Annotated in this window: 16 protein-coding genes and 1 riboswitch; of the genes, 6 read left to right on the forward strand and 10 right to left on the reverse strand. The window is 53.9% G+C overall.

The genetic code is table 11. From position 1 onward, the window contains the following. Positions 1-117: 117 nt before the first annotated feature. The 7 genes from thiH to thiS form a co-directional block, all read right to left on the reverse strand. The gene (thiH, locus tag ACTJIK_RS02845; protein WP_440644777.1) at positions 118-1,224 is read right to left on the reverse strand and encodes a 2-iminoacetate synthase ThiH; all 1,107 of its coding nucleotides are present in this window, start codon (positions 1,222-1,224) and stop codon (positions 118-120) included. A 30-nt stretch (positions 1,225-1,254) separates the two neighbouring features. After that, entirely contained in the window at positions 1,255-2,028 is a 774-nt protein-coding gene (locus tag ACTJIK_RS02850; protein ID WP_440644778.1) for a thiazole synthase, read from the reverse strand. A gap of 25 nt (positions 2,029-2,053) precedes the next feature. Continuing rightward, positions 2,054-2,659 carry a thiamine phosphate synthase gene (locus tag ACTJIK_RS02855; protein WP_440644779.1) on the reverse strand — a complete coding sequence of 202 codons (606 nt, stop codon included), beginning with the start codon at positions 2,657-2,659 and terminating at the stop codon, positions 2,054-2,056. Positions 2,660-2,670: 11 nt separating this feature from the next. Then, positions 2,671-3,432, reverse strand: a complete 762-nt coding sequence (locus tag ACTJIK_RS02860) for a hydroxymethylpyrimidine/phosphomethylpyrimidine kinase (protein WP_440644780.1) — start codon at positions 3,430-3,432, stop codon at positions 2,671-2,673. Between the two features lie 37 nt (positions 3,433-3,469). Beyond that, the gene (locus tag ACTJIK_RS02865) at positions 3,470-4,108 is read right to left on the reverse strand and encodes a thiamine phosphate synthase (RefSeq protein WP_440644781.1); all 639 of its coding nucleotides are present in this window, start codon (positions 4,106-4,108) and stop codon (positions 3,470-3,472) included. Further along, on the reverse strand, positions 4,108-5,919 hold the full coding sequence (gene thiC, locus ACTJIK_RS02870) for a phosphomethylpyrimidine synthase ThiC (protein ID WP_440644782.1): 1,812 nt from the start codon (positions 5,917-5,919) through the stop codon (positions 4,108-4,110). The genes ACTJIK_RS02865 and thiC overlap by 1 nt, the downstream gene beginning before the upstream one ends. A 143-nt stretch (positions 5,920-6,062) precedes the next feature. Next, entirely contained in the window at positions 6,063-6,266 is a 204-nt protein-coding gene (gene thiS / locus ACTJIK_RS02875) for a sulfur carrier protein ThiS (protein WP_440644783.1), read from the reverse strand. Positions 6,267-6,316: 50 nt separating this feature from the next. After that, a riboswitch (TPP riboswitch) is annotated at positions 6,317-6,417 on the reverse strand. Positions 6,418-6,498: 81 nt separating this feature from the next. Here thiS and ACTJIK_RS02880 point away from each other — a divergent pair. Beyond that, entirely contained in the window at positions 6,499-6,984 is a 486-nt protein-coding gene (locus tag ACTJIK_RS02880; protein ID WP_440644784.1) for a lipocalin family protein, read from the forward strand. A 103-nt stretch (positions 6,985-7,087) separates the two neighbouring features. On the opposite strand, the gene ACTJIK_RS02885 is transcribed toward ACTJIK_RS02880, so the two are convergent. From ACTJIK_RS02885 to dnaN, 3 genes are all read right to left on the reverse strand, one after another. Continuing rightward, positions 7,088-7,342, reverse strand: a complete 255-nt coding sequence (locus ACTJIK_RS02885; protein ID WP_346316975.1) for a hypothetical protein — start codon at positions 7,340-7,342, stop codon at positions 7,088-7,090. A 35-nt stretch (positions 7,343-7,377) separates the two neighbouring features. Then, positions 7,378-8,211 (reverse strand): sterol desaturase family protein, encoded by an 834-nt coding sequence (locus tag ACTJIK_RS02890; protein WP_440644785.1) that lies wholly within the window; start codon positions 8,209-8,211, stop codon positions 7,378-7,380. Positions 8,212-8,515: 304 nt separating this feature from the next. Then, positions 8,516-9,634 (reverse strand): DNA polymerase III subunit beta, encoded by a 1,119-nt coding sequence (dnaN, locus tag ACTJIK_RS02895; RefSeq protein ID WP_440644786.1) that lies wholly within the window; start codon positions 9,632-9,634, stop codon positions 8,516-8,518. 285 nt (positions 9,635-9,919) lie between these two features. On the opposite strand from dnaN, the gene ACTJIK_RS02900 reads away from it, so the two are divergent. From ACTJIK_RS02900 to ACTJIK_RS02920, 5 genes are all read left to right on the forward strand, one after another. Then, positions 9,920-11,179, forward strand: coding sequence for a pyridoxal phosphate-dependent aminotransferase (locus tag ACTJIK_RS02900; protein ID WP_440644787.1), 1,260 nt, complete (start codon positions 9,920-9,922; stop codon positions 11,177-11,179). A gap of 545 nt (positions 11,180-11,724) precedes the next feature. Next, positions 11,725-12,330: a TetR/AcrR family transcriptional regulator gene (locus tag ACTJIK_RS02905; protein WP_440644788.1), complete on the forward strand. Its 606-nt coding sequence runs from the start codon at positions 11,725-11,727 to the stop codon at positions 12,328-12,330. A gap of 2 nt (positions 12,331-12,332) precedes the next feature. Beyond that, complete coding sequence (locus ACTJIK_RS02910) at positions 12,333-12,941, forward strand: TetR/AcrR family transcriptional regulator (RefSeq protein WP_440644789.1); 609 nt, start codon at positions 12,333-12,335, stop codon at positions 12,939-12,941. A 22-nt stretch (positions 12,942-12,963) separates the two neighbouring features. After that, positions 12,964-14,322: a TolC family protein gene (locus ACTJIK_RS02915; RefSeq protein ID WP_440644790.1), complete on the forward strand. Its 1,359-nt coding sequence runs from the start codon at positions 12,964-12,966 to the stop codon at positions 14,320-14,322. Positions 14,323-14,330: 8 nt separating this feature from the next. Then, positions 14,331-15,395: an efflux RND transporter periplasmic adaptor subunit gene (locus ACTJIK_RS02920; protein ID WP_440644791.1), complete on the forward strand. Its 1,065-nt coding sequence runs from the start codon at positions 14,331-14,333 to the stop codon at positions 15,393-15,395. Positions 15,396-15,411 lie beyond the last annotated feature (16 nt).

Raw genomic sequence — 15,411 nt, forward strand, 5'->3', positions numbered from 1 at the left:
TTGCAAAGTTAGGAGGATGGCTGCAATTCCTGCGCGAATTTTTACAGAATCGGCCTTCCGCCGTTCGTCAGCTGACGAAAGCGGTTCCCGGACCAGTTGTGCTACCGAGGCTTCCCGTCACTGAAACTCGCTCCAGTCCTTCCATACCGGCTCATACCCCTGCCCACGGATCATGCCGGCCACTTCGGCCGCCGTTCTTTCGTCGCTGATCTCGAACTGCTCCAGCGATTGAGGGTCTACCGAATAGCCTCCCGGGTTTGTTTTACTGCCCGCGCTCATGGTGGTAATGCCCAGCTGCACGAGATGGTCGCGGAAATGCCGGTTTTCACGGGTGGAGAGGCTCAATTCTACTTCCTCGCTGAAAAGGCGGTAGGCGCAGATGAGCTGCACCAGCTCCCGGTCGCTCATATCCACTTTGGGTGCAAGGCCGCCTGAAAAGGGCCGTAACCGGGGGAAGGAAATGCTGTAGCGGGTTTGCCAATAGGTTCTTTGCAGGTAATCGAGATGGAGCGCGGTGAAGAAGCTGTCCGTGCGCCAGTCTTCGAGGCCGATCAGCACGCCCAACCCTATTTTGTGAATACCCGCCAGCCCAAGCCTGTCCGGGGTTTGAAGCCGGTAACCGAATCGTGATTTTTTTCCTTTCGGGTGATGTTTGCGGTAATCTTCTTCATGGTAGGTTTCCTGGTAAACGAGTACGGAATGGAGGCCGAGCGGGATGAGCTGTTCATAATCCTCCTGCTCCATCGGCTGCACTTCCATAGACACCTGGGCGAAATGCTGCCTGAATAACGGGAGCGCTTTGCGGAAATAATCCATGCCCACTGTCTGGTTCGCTTCCCCGGTCACCAACAGCACATGTTCGTAGCCAAGCTCGCGCACGGCGGCTATTTCGCGGAGTATTTCCGTGCCGGTGAGCGTGCGGCGGCGCAGAGGATTGTCGTAGCTGAAGCCGCAATAGGTGCAGATGTTCTGGCATTCGTTGGAAAGGTAAACGGGTGCGTACAGCTGCATGGTTCTGCCGAAGCGCTTTTGCGTGAGCTGCCTGCTGAGCTGTGCCATCTGCTCCAGGTAGGGCGCGGCGGCTGGAGACACCAGCGCCATAAAATCCTCCGGCGTGCGGCGGCGGCGGCTTAGCGCAAGCTCCACATCGGCCGGCGTTTTAGCGTAAATGGCCGCCGTCACATCGTTCCAGCTGTGCCGGCGGAATATATCTTCAAAAGACATAACAATACATTGAATGGTCAAATAATGACATTACTCGTCCAGGAAAGCCACCAGCGGGCTGCTGGCCACTGCCTGCGTGCTGACGCCGCCCAGCCCTGCGAGGAAAGCTTCTCTTCCCGCTGCTACAGCCTGTTTGAAGGCAGCCGCCATTTTTGCGGGCTGCTGCGCCACTGCGATGGCGGTATTCACCAGCACGGCGTCCGCGCCGATCTCCATAGCCTGTGCAGCATGCGAAGGCGCGCCGATGCCCGCATCCACAATCACCGGTACTGAGCTTTGGCTGATGATGATCTCCAGGAAATCCAGCGTGCGCAGCCCTTTATTGCTGCCGATGGGCGAGCCGAGCGGCATAACCGCCGCCACGCCTGCATCTTCCAGGCGTTTGCACAGCACCGGGTCCGCATGAATGTACGGCAGCACCACGAAGCCCAGCTTCACCAGCTCGCGCGCGGCTTCCAGCGTTTCCACCGGGTCCGGCAAAAGGTACCGGGGATCGGGGTGGATCTCCAGCTTGAGCCAGTTGGTTTCCAAAGCCTCGCGCGCCAGCTGTGCGGCGTAAACGGCTTCCCTGGCCGTGCGCACGCCGGAGGTGTTGGGCAGCAGGTGAATGTGCGGATATTGTAATACGTTCAGCATGCCATCCTGCTGCGTGTTGGAAGTATCCACGCGCTTAAGCGCCACGGTTACCAGTTCCGAACCGGAAGCCAGTATGGCCTCTTCCATCATTTTTGACGATCCGAATTTGCCGGTGCCGGTAAACAAACGGCTTTCAAAAGTGCGTCCTGCTATAATGAGCGGGTCCATGATCTTTAATTTTTTTACGCGTGAATCAATTTTGCAACAGCTGCATGATCTGTTCCACCACGGCCTTTTTATCAGGCGCGTTGGTGATGAGCCCGGATACGGCGATGCCATACACGCCGGTGTCCATCAATGCAGGGATGTCTTCCGTCAATATGCCGCCGATGGCCAGCACAGGCAGGTTGCTGCCGATGCCTTTCATGAGCTGCCGGTATCCTTCCAGGCCAAGGATGGGACTAAGCTTTTCTTTGGTGGTAGTGAACCGGAAAGGCCCCGCGCCGATGTAATCCGCGCCGGCATCCGCGTGCATGCGCGCATCGTGGATGGTATTGGCCGTTCCGCCCAGCCAGCAACCGCTGCCTACGATCGTGCGCGCTTCCTGCACCGGCATATCCTGTAAGCCAACATGCAGGCCGTAAGCGCCTATAGTTCTTGCAACGGTGGGATGGTCGTTGATGGAAAGCAGGGCGCCGAATGCGTCGCAGATCTGTTTTGCTTCAAAAGCAATGGCGGATACATCGCCTGATTTCACGCGCAATTGTATCCAGCGGCAACCGGCTTCGCAGGCTGCGCGGATATTTTCCGCATGCGAAGCACCGGGTGTTTGTTGGGAGATGTATAAGAGTCGTTCCATTTTTGTTTGTTTTAAAAAGTATGCTGAACAGCCTGCATCTCGTGCCAGCCCAATAACGACGGGCTGCTTTGCAGGTATTTGTAAGTATAGGCCTTGCCTTCCCGGCAGGCTTCCGCCAGCGACAATCCTTTTGCCAGCGATGCCGTGATGGCGGCGGAAAGCACGCAGCCGGAGCCGTGCTTGGGGAATGCCCCGCCGGAGAGCGGCTCAAGTTCCAGCGCTGTGCCGCCCTCGTACAGCGTATCCCAGCCTGTGCGTTCTGTACGGTGACCGCCTTTCAGCAGCACGGCGCAGTGCCGTGACATCTGCTGCGCGCCCTTTTCCGCATGCGGCTCGCCGCTCATGGCCACGGCTTCGTCGTAGTTAGGCGTGAGCAGGCGCAGGTAGGGAAGCACGGCTTCCCACTGCCTGTAAATAGCGGAATGAAAAACATAACCGGCAGACGCTTTCAGTACCGGGTCGAGGATGAACTGCAGGCCGGGCGTTATTTTGCGCAGGGCCTGGAATACTTCGGCCAGCACGTCGGGATGAGAAACGATGCCCACTTTGCAATACTCGACCGGGAATTTTTCCAGCAGCGGCAATGCCTGGGCAATGATCTTGTCGGCCGGCAGCCATTCCACGCCCAGGAATTCGCTGTCTGTTTGCGCGGTGAGGGCCGTGCAAACGCCCAGCCCGCGCAGCCGGTGCGCTTCAAAGGTTTTGATATCTGCCAGCAAACCCGCGCCACCGCTGGGATCGAGGCCGGCGAGGCTCATTACGTAAGTGGACATATGCGGTGTGTTGTTTTCATTTTTTAATTTGTACAGTTCAGTCTTTCCATGATCCTTTTGCATGAATAAATACTTCCACCGCAAGCGATGGCTCCTGCCAGATGGCTCCCAGCAATGCTGCGCCGCGGAAGCCCATCTGTTTTACTTTGCCGGCATTGGCGGGTTGAATGCCGCCGATACCTATGGCATTGGATGGTATGGAATCAAACTGCCGGGCGGTGTAGCCGGGTTTTGAAATACTGTCGAACACGGGACCGAGGATGAGGTAATCCCAGCCTTTAGGCCAGCAGCCGGTTACAGCGTTGCAAGACGCATCCGTCTTTTCACTCCGCGGACCGGAACCATTTACCGGCGCTTCTTCCATGGCATGAACAGAGGTGCTCACAAAAAATCCCGAATTACGGAAACCGGTTATTTCCCGGGCAGGCACCACCGCGCGGAGCTGCCCGCTGAGATGCAGCCCTTTCAGGCCATAAGGTTCCACCAGCTCAGGATATCCTGCCAGCATAATACGGTTGCGGAAACCGGGCGGAACGCCCTGCAACAGCGATTCGTATTGCGCCGCGCTCCAGCCGGGCTTGCGCAGCAGCAGCGTTTCCAGGCCCGCGGAAAACAGGCTGTACAACACGGCCGCTTCATCCGGAACGGCGCCCGGCGCAGTTACCACCCAGATCATCAGGAATAGATTTCGCCGCCCTGTTCCGCAAATGCTTTGGACTTCTCCGCCATACCTTCCTGCGCTTCCGCAAAATCCCTCACCTCCTGGGAGATCTTCATGGAGCAGAAATGCGGGCCGCACATGGAACAGAAATGCGCCACCTTGGCGTTCTCCGAAGGCAGGGTTTCATCATGGAAAGCCCGCGCTGTATCCGGATCGAGGGAGAGGTTGAACTGATCGTCCCAGCGGAATTCGAAACGGGCCTTGCTCAACGCATTATCGCGGTACTGTGCGCCGGGATGGCCTTTCGCAAGATCTGCCGCATGCGCCGCGAGCTTGTAGGTGATCACGCCCTGCTTTACGTCCTCACGGTCCGGCAGACCCAGGTGTTCTTTGGGCGTTACGTAACACAGCATGGCCGTGCCAAACCAGCCTATCATGGCAGCCCCGATGGCGCTGGTGATGTGGTCGTAGCCGGGAGCAATGTCTGTGGTGAGCGGGCCCAGGGTGTAAAAAGGCGCTTCGTGGCAGTGTTCCAGCTGCTTGTCCATATTTTCTTTGATGAGGTGCATGGGTACATGGCCCGGCCCTTCGATCATCACCTGCACGTCTTCTTTCCAGGCGGTATGGGTAAGCTCGCCGAGGGTTTCCAGCTCCGCGAACTGCGCGGCGTCGTTGGCATCCGCAATGGAGCCGGGGCGCAGGCCGTCGCCGAGGGAAAAGGCCACGTCGTAGGTTTTCATGATCTCGCAAATTTCGGAGAAGTGCGTGTAGAGGAAATTCTCTTTGTGATGCGCAAGGCACCATTTGGCCATGATGGAACCGCCGCGGGAAACGATGCCCGTCATGCGGCGTGCGGTAAGCGGCACGTAGCGCAGCAGCACGCCGGCATGGATGGTGAAATAATCCACGCCCTGCTCGGCCTGCTCGATGAGCGTGTCGCGGAACAGCTCCCAGGTAAGCTCTTCGGCCTTGCCATTCACTTTTTCGAGCGCCTGGTAGATGGGCACGGTGCCTACGGGCACGGGACAGTTGCGGATGATCCACTCGCGGGTTTCGTGGATGTGTTTGCCGGTGCTGAGGTCCATAATGGTGTCCGCCCCCCAGCGGCAGGCCCACACGGCCTTTTCCACTTCCTCTTCGATGGAGGAGGTAACGGCGGAGTTGCCGATGTTGGCGTTTATTTTCACGAGGAAATTGCGGCCGATGATCATCGGTTCGCTTTCCGGGTGATTGATGTTGGAAGGGATGATGGCGCGGCCTTCGGCTACTTCTTTGCGCACGAATTCAGGCGTGATGAAGGCGTTGTGTTTGCCCGTGCCGCGGTGCTGCTGCCAGAGGGAGTTATCGGCCCGGAACTGTTCCTCCGCGCGCTGATTCTCACGGATGGCGATGTATTCCATTTCCGGGGTGATGATGCCTTTGCGGGCGTAATGCAGCTGCGATACGTTGCTGCCGGGCTTTGCCCGGAGCGGCAATTGCAGGTGCTCGAAACGCAGGTGATCCAGCGCGGGATCTGCCAGGCGGGCGCGGCCGTAGGCGGAAGAGAATTCATGCAGCGGCTGCACGTCGCCGCGGCCTGTGATCCAGGGCTGGCGCAGGCGGGGCAAGCCCCGGGCCAGGTCGATCTCGATAGCGGGATCGGTGTAGGGGCCGCTGGCATCGTATACGGTAACGGGCGCGTTCGCCTCGGTTGCGCCGTTGCGGCCGTGCAGGCGTGTATCCGTGAGAGTTATTTCGCGCATGGCCACCTGGATGTTGTGCAGGCTGCCTTTTACATAGATCTTTTGTGAAGCGGGAAAAGGAGCCCGCGTGATGTTCGTGTGCATTTTTGCAGTCTTTTAAAAATGATGGGAATAGCAGGGCCTGTTGCGCGGGAATACACGCAAACGCCCACCTGCATCCCGCCGCTGAAGCGTGCGACGCAACGGATGCCGGGTTTGGGTCCTGAGGCCGGTTACAGGAAAAAAGATCAACCGCCCTGTGTGGCCTGGATGATCGTTACTTCGTCCGCCGGGCGCAGGGTAACAACGCTCCAGCTAAGGCGCGGCACTACTTTCTGGTTGACGGCAACGGCAATGCCCTTGCGGGTTGAGAGCTGAATAAACTGTAAGAGCGCAGCAAGCGTGGTTTCCGGCTGCACCGCATAAAGTTTATTGTTTACAAGCACTTCCATGATTGCAGGAGTTTAGGTGAAACAATAAACTTTAAGGATGTGATGAGAAGGAGTTCAGTATTACTTTTCCCTACGCCAGTGTGAACTGTATCAGGTACTGAGGGTATCATCTCAGTTCCGGCTCAAGGCCGGAACACCCCTAAAGTGGATACAAATCTAAGCGGAAGATTCCCAAATTCCAAATAGCGGGTGTTTAGCATTATCTTTGATAACAACCTGTAAATTCGACCGTATGAATAAATTTTGGATGATGCCGCTTTGCCTGCTGCTCCTGGCTGCCTGCCAGGCGCCGGTGCAGAAAGAAACGGGGGAAGACAGCGCGGCTGCTGCTGCGGACAGTCTTACGGACACGACCGTGATGGAAGGGGATACCGCGGTGGTATTGCCTGCGGACACGCCGGTGCATATCGATTCCACGCTCATTACCGGGCGGTGGATGCAGCCGGTGCCGGGGCTGGACAGTCTTACGCAGGGCATTAATATCCGGAAGAACGGCAAAGCATCTTCCATCAACATGCATACGCTGCTGTACGATAAATGGTCTTTAGTAAAGGATACGTTGTTTTTGTGGAGCCATTCCGAAGGCGTCGAAAATCCTGTTTCAGCGATTGACACACTCCTCGTTAAGTCGCTGGACGATACATCCATGGTATTATTCCCGCTGAAGGCTGCGCCGGGTTACCTTGAAAAATACACGCGCAAGGGGAAAGGGAAATAGGATCAGCACAAGTTCCCCGATCCGGATTCGGGAGGTTCATTCATTTTGGGTACGGTTATTACACCGGCACCCGAAAGGAGGAACTTGAGAGCGCACAAAGTGCTTACAGGTTGTACAACTGCCAAACACCGATGCCCGTGGCTACGATAGAAAGGAACAGGCCAGCTACAGCCATCTGCAGTTCGTCGATATTCTTGCGTGCGATAACCAGGGACACGAGGCAGGCCAAAACTCCCGCTGCGCCAAGGTAAATGGCTGCTTCGGCAGATTTGCTGATGAATGCAAAGGCGGCAGTGATCACACCGATGAAGATGGATGCAAATCCTGCAATCTTAGGCAGACTAGTTGGGTGGTGCATTTTAATTGGATTATATAGTTATCAAATAATTAACCCTACTGTTGTTGAAATCCCGCGCGCTTTTCCGGTACAGGTACGTCCTCCCATGGCGTCTTAAGCAAAGCCCCAATATGCTGGTACCGTTCGTCCTGGTACTCATCCAGCCCGTAACGCAGGCTGGCCGTGTCTTTCACAGTTACGAAGGTGCCGAATAAACGGTCCCAGACAGAAAATATATTCGCATAATTAGAATCCGTTTCAGGCTGGTGGCGGCTGTGGTGCACCTTGTGCATGTCAGGCGACACGATGATCCAGCTCAGCGCTTTGTCTGCCCAATACGGCAGGCGAATGTTCGCATGGTTGAACTGGCTCATGACCGCGCTGATGCTCTGGTAGAACATTACCATCCAGATGGGGATGCCCGTGAGCAGGATGGCTACCAGCAACGCGCCTACGCGGAACAGGCATTCCACCGGGTGATGCCGCAGCGCGGTGGTGGCGTCTACCGCGGTGTCCATATGATGCATTTTATGGAAATGCCACATCCAGGCTATTTTGTGCTGTATGAAATGAACAAGGTATGCGCCGATAAAATCCATCATCATGATGGCGAGCAGGGCATGCAGCCAAAGCGGCATCTGGATGAGGTACAACAGGCCGAACTGTTGTGCCGAGGTAAAGTCCGCCGCTTTTACGATCAGGAAAGCCAGGCCAAGGTTCACAATAGCCGTGGTAAGCGTAAAAAAGAGATTAGTGCCGGCGTGGCGGTATTTGTTGCCGGATAAACGCAAACGTGGAATAGCCCCTTCCAATATCCATAATATTACCAGCCCTGCAACAAGCATAGCGGTACGGTAATAAGAGGGAATATGTTCAAAGAATTCGACCATTTGTTTTGAGAATTGGGGCGTGTAGCCATATCAGTTACGTGAAATCCTGCATTAATCCACTTAGAATTTACGACATTTTGCCCAATTGTGGCGGGTTTCCGGGGGATAATTTCTTCCGGGGAAAAGAAGAAATTCATTCATAGAATACTTTATATAAGAAGAAAGAATTAACTGTTTCTTAAAATGGCGGTTTATTGAACCGATAGTTCAAATGTTTAATATATAGTCGTTTTTAATAACTGTAGTATCCGGGCATAAAAAAGGCCATCCCCTGGATGGCCTTCTGTATTTTTCTGTAATAAGATTAGTTGTTCATCAGCAGCGGCATCACCAGCATGAGCAGGTCTTCTTCATCTGTTTTTTCAACAGGGCGGAGGATGCCGGCTTTAGTGGGGGCGCTGAGGTCGATGGTGATCTCGTCTCCTTCGGCAGCGTGCAGCATTTCGATCAGGAATTTCGCGTTGAAAGCGATCTGCATGTCTTCGCCGTTGTACTGGCAGCTCATGCGTTCGTTACCTTCAAAGGAGAAGTCCACATCCTGCGCGGAGAGCTGCAATTCGGAACCGCTGATGTTGAGGGCCACCTGGTTGGTGCTCTTGTTGGCAAACACGCCTACGCGTTTGAGCGCATTCTGGAAGTCGTTTTTCACGAGGGTGAGGCGGTAAGGATTCTCTTTCGGGATCACTACCTTATAATCCGGGAAACGCGCGTCTATCAGGCGGCAGATCATCTGCGCATTGTCGTGCGTAACAAAAAAGTGGTTGCGGCTGTAGGCCACCTGCAGGGCGCTTTCGTTGTCGGGAATGGCGGATTTGAGCAGGTTCAACGGTTTTTTAGGCACGATGAAGTTGTCTGCCTGCGGGCATTTCACATCCGTGCGGATGTATTTCACCAGCCTGTGCGCATCCGTGGCCACGAAGGTGAGGTTCTCCGGGTTCAGCTCGAAATACACGCCGGTCATTTGCGGGCGCAGATCGTCGTTGCTGACAGCGAAGAGCGTTTTGTTGATGGCGGTGATGAGGGCGGAGGCCGGCATTTCGAACCGGGTAGCGTCTTCCGCGGCGGGCTCTTTGGGGAAATTCTCCGGGTTTTCGCCCATCACTTTATACTTACCGTTGTCTGAAGTGATCTCCACGGCAAAGGAATTGAGATCTATATTGAAGGTAAGCGGCTGTTCCGGCAGGTTCTTCAGGGAATCCATGAGGATCTTGGCGGGAATACAGATGCGGCCGGTTTCCTTGGCTTCCACCTCCAGCTTTACCTTCATAACGGTTTCCAGGTCGGTGGCCACTACAGTCAGCTCATTCTTGTCGATCATGAAGAGGAAATCCTCAAGGATGGGCAATACTGTGTTGGAGTTGATCACACCGCTGATCTGTTGCAATTGTTTTAATAAAGTAGAGGAAGAAACGATAAACTTCATAAGGTTACTTAATTGTTTGCAAATGTAAGGTTAAAGATATAAAGTTTTGCGAATGATGCCGATCGGCTTTTCCACATCAGGATGCAACAGCAGCAGGCCCCGGCATAAAACTCAATCCTTGATGAAAATGCAGTAAATGTCACTGTTTTTGAATGAATCGGCGGTTTTTTATCAAAATGTTGAAAAAATTGGAAACCATTCCCCATTTCTTTTAAATTATTAATAAATCGGTTAGTTTTGCGGGCGCAAAAACAATCCATTCATTAAAAACAAAAAACAGGGGTTATGAAACTGTCTCATTTAGCCGAAACGCTGATAGGTTCCGAAATTATCAAACTTGCAGGAGAGATCAAGGAAAAGCAGGCTAAGGGTGAAAAGATCTACAATTTCACCATCGGTGACTTTGACCCCAAGGTTTTCCCTATCCCGGTTGAGTTCGAGAACGAGATCATCCAGGCGTACAGGGATAAATATACCAATTATCCGCCCGCAGACGGTATTGCCGAGCTGCGCAAAGCGGTGGGCGAGTTCATCGCGGAGCGCGAAGGCCTCACCTTCGACCCCGCCAGCGAGATCGTGATCTCCTGCGGCGGCCGTCCCATCATCTATGCAACCTACCGTACCATCGTAGACCGTGGCGAGAAAGTGATCTACGCTACGCCTTCCTGGAACAACAACCACTATACACACTTCCTGGAAGGAGAGCACGTGGTGCTGGAAGCCAAAGCGGAAAACGACTTCATGCCTACCGCAGCCGAGCTGAAACCGCTGCTGAAAGGCGCTACCCTGCTGGCGCTCTGCTCCCCGCAGAACCCCACAGGCACCACCTTCGGTAAAAAACAGCTGGAAGATATCTGCGACATGGTGCTGGCCGAGAACAAAAGCCGCGGCGAAGGTGAAAAACCGCTCTACGTGCTGTTCGACCAGATGTACTGGGTGCTCACCTTCGGTGAAACGCAGCACTACAACCCGGTATCCCTCCGTCCTGAAATGAAAGATTATACCGTGTTCATAGACGGGATGAGTAAAGCGTTTGCCGGCACCGGCGTACGCGTGGGCTGGGCGCTGGGCCCCAAGCACGTGATGACCAAAATGAAGGCTATCCTCTCCCATGTGGGCGCATGGAGCCCCATGGCCGAGCAGAAAGCCGCCGCCAAATACCTGGTGCAGAAAGAAGCCGTGGATAAATACCTGAAACACTTTAAAGGCGAAGTGGAAGAAAGGCTCGTAAAGATCTACGAAGGTTTCGACGCGCTGAAGAAAGCCGGTCATAAAGTGGACGCCATTGCGCCCCAGGCAGCCATTTACCTCACCATCAAACTGGACCTGGCAGGCAAGAAGACTGCGGACGGAAAAGTACTGGAAGACCAGGGCGCCGTTACGTCCTACATCCTGGACGAGGCGAAACTGGCGGTGGTACCTTTCTACGCATTCGGCTCCGCCAAAAATTCTCCCTGGTACCGCCTGAGCGTGGGTACCTGCGTGAAGGAAGAGATCCCGGCGATGCTGGCTGCCCTGAAAGCCGCGCTGGAGAAACTGCAATAGTTTTTTTAGAGATATTATATAAAGGAGGCGTTCCGGGAGGAGCGCCTTTTTTATTGGGATAAAACGCTCCTCGTAATGACGTGTGTTGCTCGCAATGACCGGGCTTGCTCCAGGCAACGCCGGCTTATCTTACGAGACACCTGGAAAAAATATCAATTGATTATTAACCTCATACAGACTTTTTCTTTTTTCACTAATACCCCTGCTCCAAAAGCAGTTGTGAACGCAATGAGTGGTCTAAAATCATATTAATGATGTTTTTACACATTTTATTCTGAGCGCAACTCATTTTGAATTCATTTGTGTACAATGCATATAAAATATTGTTTTCTCTTACAATCAATTGTATTTCAATCTATATCGATAATCTGGCCAATTTTCCTCATTTATTAAACAATTGACTTTCAGACCTCCAAAACCCGGAAAACCCCGAAGCCTCCCTTCGTCAAAAAATAGTTAAAAATCCGTTAAATGGTCAACCGTACTTACCAATATTCAAAACTTATTCTAATTTTGACTTTGTAACTAAAAAAGTCAGAAAGTTAATGCACACAGAAAACAGAGACGAAATGCGCGAGCGGATCATTGAGGCGGCTCTGAAACGGTTCACTCATTACGGTGCGTCCAAGACCACCATGAACGAGATTGCCGACGACCTGCATTGCTCCAAAGCTTCACTATACTATTACTTCCCCGATAAACACAGCCTGCACCTCGCCGTGCTGGAAAAAGCCGGGGAAATGTACTTCCAGGAAATAGAACAAAGCGCCGCCACCGCAACCACCGCCCAGGAAGCCCTCCTGGACATGATACCGGTGCGCCACAACTTTGCCCGCAGATTTTGCCGCCTGGAATTATTCAAAGTTCTGAAAGACAAGCAGCTATTACATTCCGACGAAACGTTCCGCCAGGCCCGGGAAAAAGAAACAGCACTCGTAGCAGGAATCATCAGGAAAGGCGTCGCCTCCGGCGAACTCGTTGCGGACAACCCGGAACAAATAGCTGCCCTTTATATACAATCCATGATCGGCCTGCGCCTGTCCCTTTCCGCCCGTGAACTGACGGATGACATCAGTGAGGAGGAATTTGAAATAGTGCGGCAGTGGCAGGTGCAATTGGCCGACATCTTCATCAAAGGCTTAAAAAGTTGATCATGCGGGAAAGGATTCTCGAAACAGCGCTCCGGCTTTGCAGGACCTTCGGCATCAAAAGTATCACGATGCAGGATATAGCCCGCGACTGCGGCATGTCCAAAAAGACCGTGTACGAACATTTTGCCGATAAGACCGAGCTGATCAACGAAGTGGTGGCCTTTATGACCAAAACCTACTGCCAGCAGCTTACCAGCTGCACGGCGGCCGGTGCCAATGCCATCGAAGAGCTGGCCCTTTCCATCAAATACACGGAACACCTGGCCAGGAGCACCAACCCGGTGCTGCTCTTCGAACTGGAGAAATATCATCCTACCGCCTGGAAAAAGATCCTGGACTTCCGGGAACAGCATGTGACCGGCATCATCCGCGCCAACCTGGAACGTGGTATCAGCGAAGGGCTTTACCGCAGCACCCTGCATACGGACATCCTCGTGCATATGCGCATGCTGCAGCTGAACGCGCTCTTCAACCCGCTGCTTTATCCCGCCGCAGAATTTGACCTCCACGAAGTGGTGGAACAAATGACGGCTCACTATATACACGGAATTGCCACCGCCGAAGGCCAACGCGTGGTGGAACAATATCTTCCTGAAAAAGTAACAGCATAACTCATTCGCCACAAACTGTAACATGAAAAAATGGATCATACCGTTCCTGTTCCTCTCGACCGCGGGAACGATCAACGCGAACGCACAAACGAAACAACTCACCCTCCAGGAATGCCTGCGCTACGCCCTGGACCATAACCAGACGCTGGCAGTAAGCCGCCTGGAAGAAGACCTCGGCAGGCTCAAGACCAAAGAGATCCGCGCCCAGGCCCTGCCGCAGGTAACCGGCAGCGGCAACCTTACGGACAATCTTAAGAAACAGGTAATGGTGCTGCCCGGCGCTTTTAACCAGGCAGAACCCGGCAAGCCCATGGCCGTGGAAGTGGGTACCACCTGGAACGCCACCGCAACGGCCGAGCTGAACCAGCAGCTCTTCAACCAGAGCGTATTCACCGGCCTGAAAGCCGCCAAATCAGGCGAAGAATATTATACCCTGCAAACCCAGCAAACAAGGGAGAACGTGATCTACAACGTATCCGGCCTCTACTACGCCCTGCTGGTGAAACAGGAAAAAATGAACGTTATCCAGACAAACATAGAGAAACTTACGCGTCTTGTAGAAACCACGCAAAGCCAGCTGGACAACGGCCTGGCCAAACGCATCGACCTGGACCGCATTAAAGTGAACCTCGTGAACTACCAGACGCAGAAAAGCCAGCTGCAAAACCAGCTGCGGGTAGACGAAAACAAATTGAAACAGATCATGGGCATGGCCGTGGAAGAAGATATCGCGCTGCCGCCCCTGCAACTGTCCGACATAGAAAAGAAAGCCGCCGTGACGCAGGACTTCGGCAACTTCAACCTCAGCAACAGAACGGAATTCAAGCTGCTGAAGAAGACGGAAGAGCTGCAAACCTTCCAGAAAAAGGCTTACATCGCCGAATACTTTCCCAGCCTGAGCTTCAACGGCCGCTACAGCTACAACGGCCTGAGCGACAAGTTCGACCTGTTCAAGGGCGGCTCCTCCGGCAACTGGTTCGGCATGGCCTCCATCGGGCTTACGCTGAAGATCCCCATCTTCGACGGTTTTGCCCGCCGCTCCCGCGTGGACCAGGCGAATGTGACCCTGGCGCAGGTGAACAAGCAGCTGGAAGCCAACAGGCTGGAAATGACCACTGCGTTCGAGAACAGCAGGCTTATGCTGCTGAACAGTCTCAGCACCATTAAAACACAAAAGGAGAACGTATCGCTGGCAGATGAAGTGTACGCTTCCACCCAGAACAATTATAACCTGGGCCTGGCCAGTCTTACAGACCTGCTGAACGCTGAAACCTCGCTGGCGGAAGCCCAGAACAGCTACAACGAAGCGCTGCTGCAATACAAATTAGCAGAACTCGACCTCATCAAATCACACGGTAACCTGCCATCACTTTTAAACTAATGCAAGCCATGAAGAAAGTTTTAATCTACGGCGTTTTAACAATAGCAGCCCTTGCTGCCATCATGTGGAAGCTGAATGCGAACAAAAAAGCCAACACGGAAAAGATCGAATTCGTAAAACAAAGCAACTCCGGCGATGTGCCGGTGCTGACCGAAAAAGTGACCAGAACGGAATTTGACCAGGCTTTTGCCGCCAACGGGAACTTCGAGCCTGCCCGCGAGCTTACCTTCCTCAGCGAAACATCAGGCCGCATCACCAAACTGCTGGTAGACGAAGGCACCTTCGTAAAACAAGGCCAGATCATGGCGCGCATAGACGACGAATTGCTGGGTACCGACCTGCAATCCGCCAAAGTGAACCTTGAGCAGCTGAAGGTGGATAAAGAACGTTACGAAAGCGCTTTCAAGACCGGCGGCGTAACGCAGAAACAAATGGACGACACACGCCTCCAGTATGAGATCGCGCAAACCCGCTACGAAGCTGCATCGCGCCGCATCCGCGACACTCATGTGAAAGCGCCGATCTCCGGCACCATCAACGCCAAATATGTAGAACAGGGCGCCTACCTTTCCGCCGGCACCAAAATGTTCGACATCGTGGACGTTAGCCATCTGAAGCTGAGAGTGACCGTTCCCGAGCAGCAGGTGATCCACCTCAAGCTGGGAGATAAAGTAGAGGTGACCACCAACGTATTCCCCGAAATCAAATATACCGGCAAGATCACTTTCATTGCCGCCAAAGGCGACGCCACGCTGAGCTATCCCGTTGAGATGGAAGTGAGCAACATCGCCGGCAAACCGCTGAGGGCCGGCATGTACGGCACCGCGAACTTCGCCATGCCGCAGCAGGCGCCCGCCATCCTCGTTTCCCGCAACGCATTCGTGGGCGGTGTGAACGGCAACCAGGTGTACGTAATGGAAGGCAATGCCGCCAGGCTCCGTAAAGTAACGGCGGGCCGCATCTTTGGCGACAAAGTGGAGATCCGTGAAGGGCTCGCCGAAGGCGAAACCGTGATCACCAGCGGCCAGATCAACCTGACAGACGGCGCCAAAGTAGCCGTGCAGGGCAAGTAACAGGATCGCTTATTTA

The sequence above is a fragment of the Chitinophaga sp. 22620 genome (assembly GCF_052044405.1).
Classification (GTDB): domain Bacteria; phylum Bacteroidota; class Bacteroidia; order Chitinophagales; family Chitinophagaceae; genus Chitinophaga.

What these genes read in the sequence shown, in the direction of transcription:
- ACTJIK_RS02920 (WP_440644791.1), top strand. Translation starts at nt 14,331, where the DNA reads ATGAAGAAAGTTTTAATCTACGGCGTTTTAACAATAGCAGCCCTTGCT.
- thiS (WP_440644783.1), bottom strand. Translation starts at nt 6,266, where the DNA reads ATGGAAGTGCTTGTAAACAATAAACTTTATGCGGTGCAGCCGGAAACC.
- ACTJIK_RS02855 (WP_440644779.1), bottom strand. Translation starts at nt 2,659, where the DNA reads ATGGAACGACTCTTATACATCTCCCAACAAACACCCGGTGCTTCGCAT.
- ACTJIK_RS02880 (WP_440644784.1), top strand. Translation starts at nt 6,499, where the DNA reads ATGAATAAATTTTGGATGATGCCGCTTTGCCTGCTGCTCCTGGCTGCC.
- ACTJIK_RS02885 (WP_346316975.1), bottom strand. Translation starts at nt 7,342, where the DNA reads ATGCACCACCCAACTAGTCTGCCTAAGATTGCAGGATTTGCATCCATC.
- ACTJIK_RS02860 (WP_440644780.1), bottom strand. Translation starts at nt 3,432, where the DNA reads ATGTCCACTTACGTAATGAGCCTCGCCGGCCTCGATCCCAGCGGTGGC.
- ACTJIK_RS02850 (WP_440644778.1), bottom strand. Translation starts at nt 2,028, where the DNA reads ATGGACCCGCTCATTATAGCAGGACGCACTTTTGAAAGCCGTTTGTTT.
- ACTJIK_RS02890 (WP_440644785.1), bottom strand. Translation starts at nt 8,211, where the DNA reads ATGGTCGAATTCTTTGAACATATTCCCTCTTATTACCGTACCGCTATG.
- thiH (WP_440644777.1), bottom strand. Translation starts at nt 1,224, where the DNA reads ATGTCTTTTGAAGATATATTCCGCCGGCACAGCTGGAACGATGTGACG.
- thiC (WP_440644782.1), bottom strand. Translation starts at nt 5,919, where the DNA reads ATGCACACGAACATCACGCGGGCTCCTTTTCCCGCTTCACAAAAGATC.
- ACTJIK_RS02905 (WP_440644788.1), top strand. Translation starts at nt 11,725, where the DNA reads ATGCACACAGAAAACAGAGACGAAATGCGCGAGCGGATCATTGAGGCG.
- ACTJIK_RS02900 (WP_440644787.1), top strand. Translation starts at nt 9,920, where the DNA reads ATGAAACTGTCTCATTTAGCCGAAACGCTGATAGGTTCCGAAATTATC.
- dnaN (WP_440644786.1), bottom strand. Translation starts at nt 9,634, where the DNA reads ATGAAGTTTATCGTTTCTTCCTCTACTTTATTAAAACAATTGCAACAG.
- ACTJIK_RS02910 (WP_440644789.1), top strand. Translation starts at nt 12,333, where the DNA reads ATGCGGGAAAGGATTCTCGAAACAGCGCTCCGGCTTTGCAGGACCTTC.
- ACTJIK_RS02915 (WP_440644790.1), top strand. Translation starts at nt 12,964, where the DNA reads ATGAAAAAATGGATCATACCGTTCCTGTTCCTCTCGACCGCGGGAACG.
- ACTJIK_RS02865 (WP_440644781.1), bottom strand. Translation starts at nt 4,108, where the DNA reads ATGATCTGGGTGGTAACTGCGCCGGGCGCCGTTCCGGATGAAGCGGCC.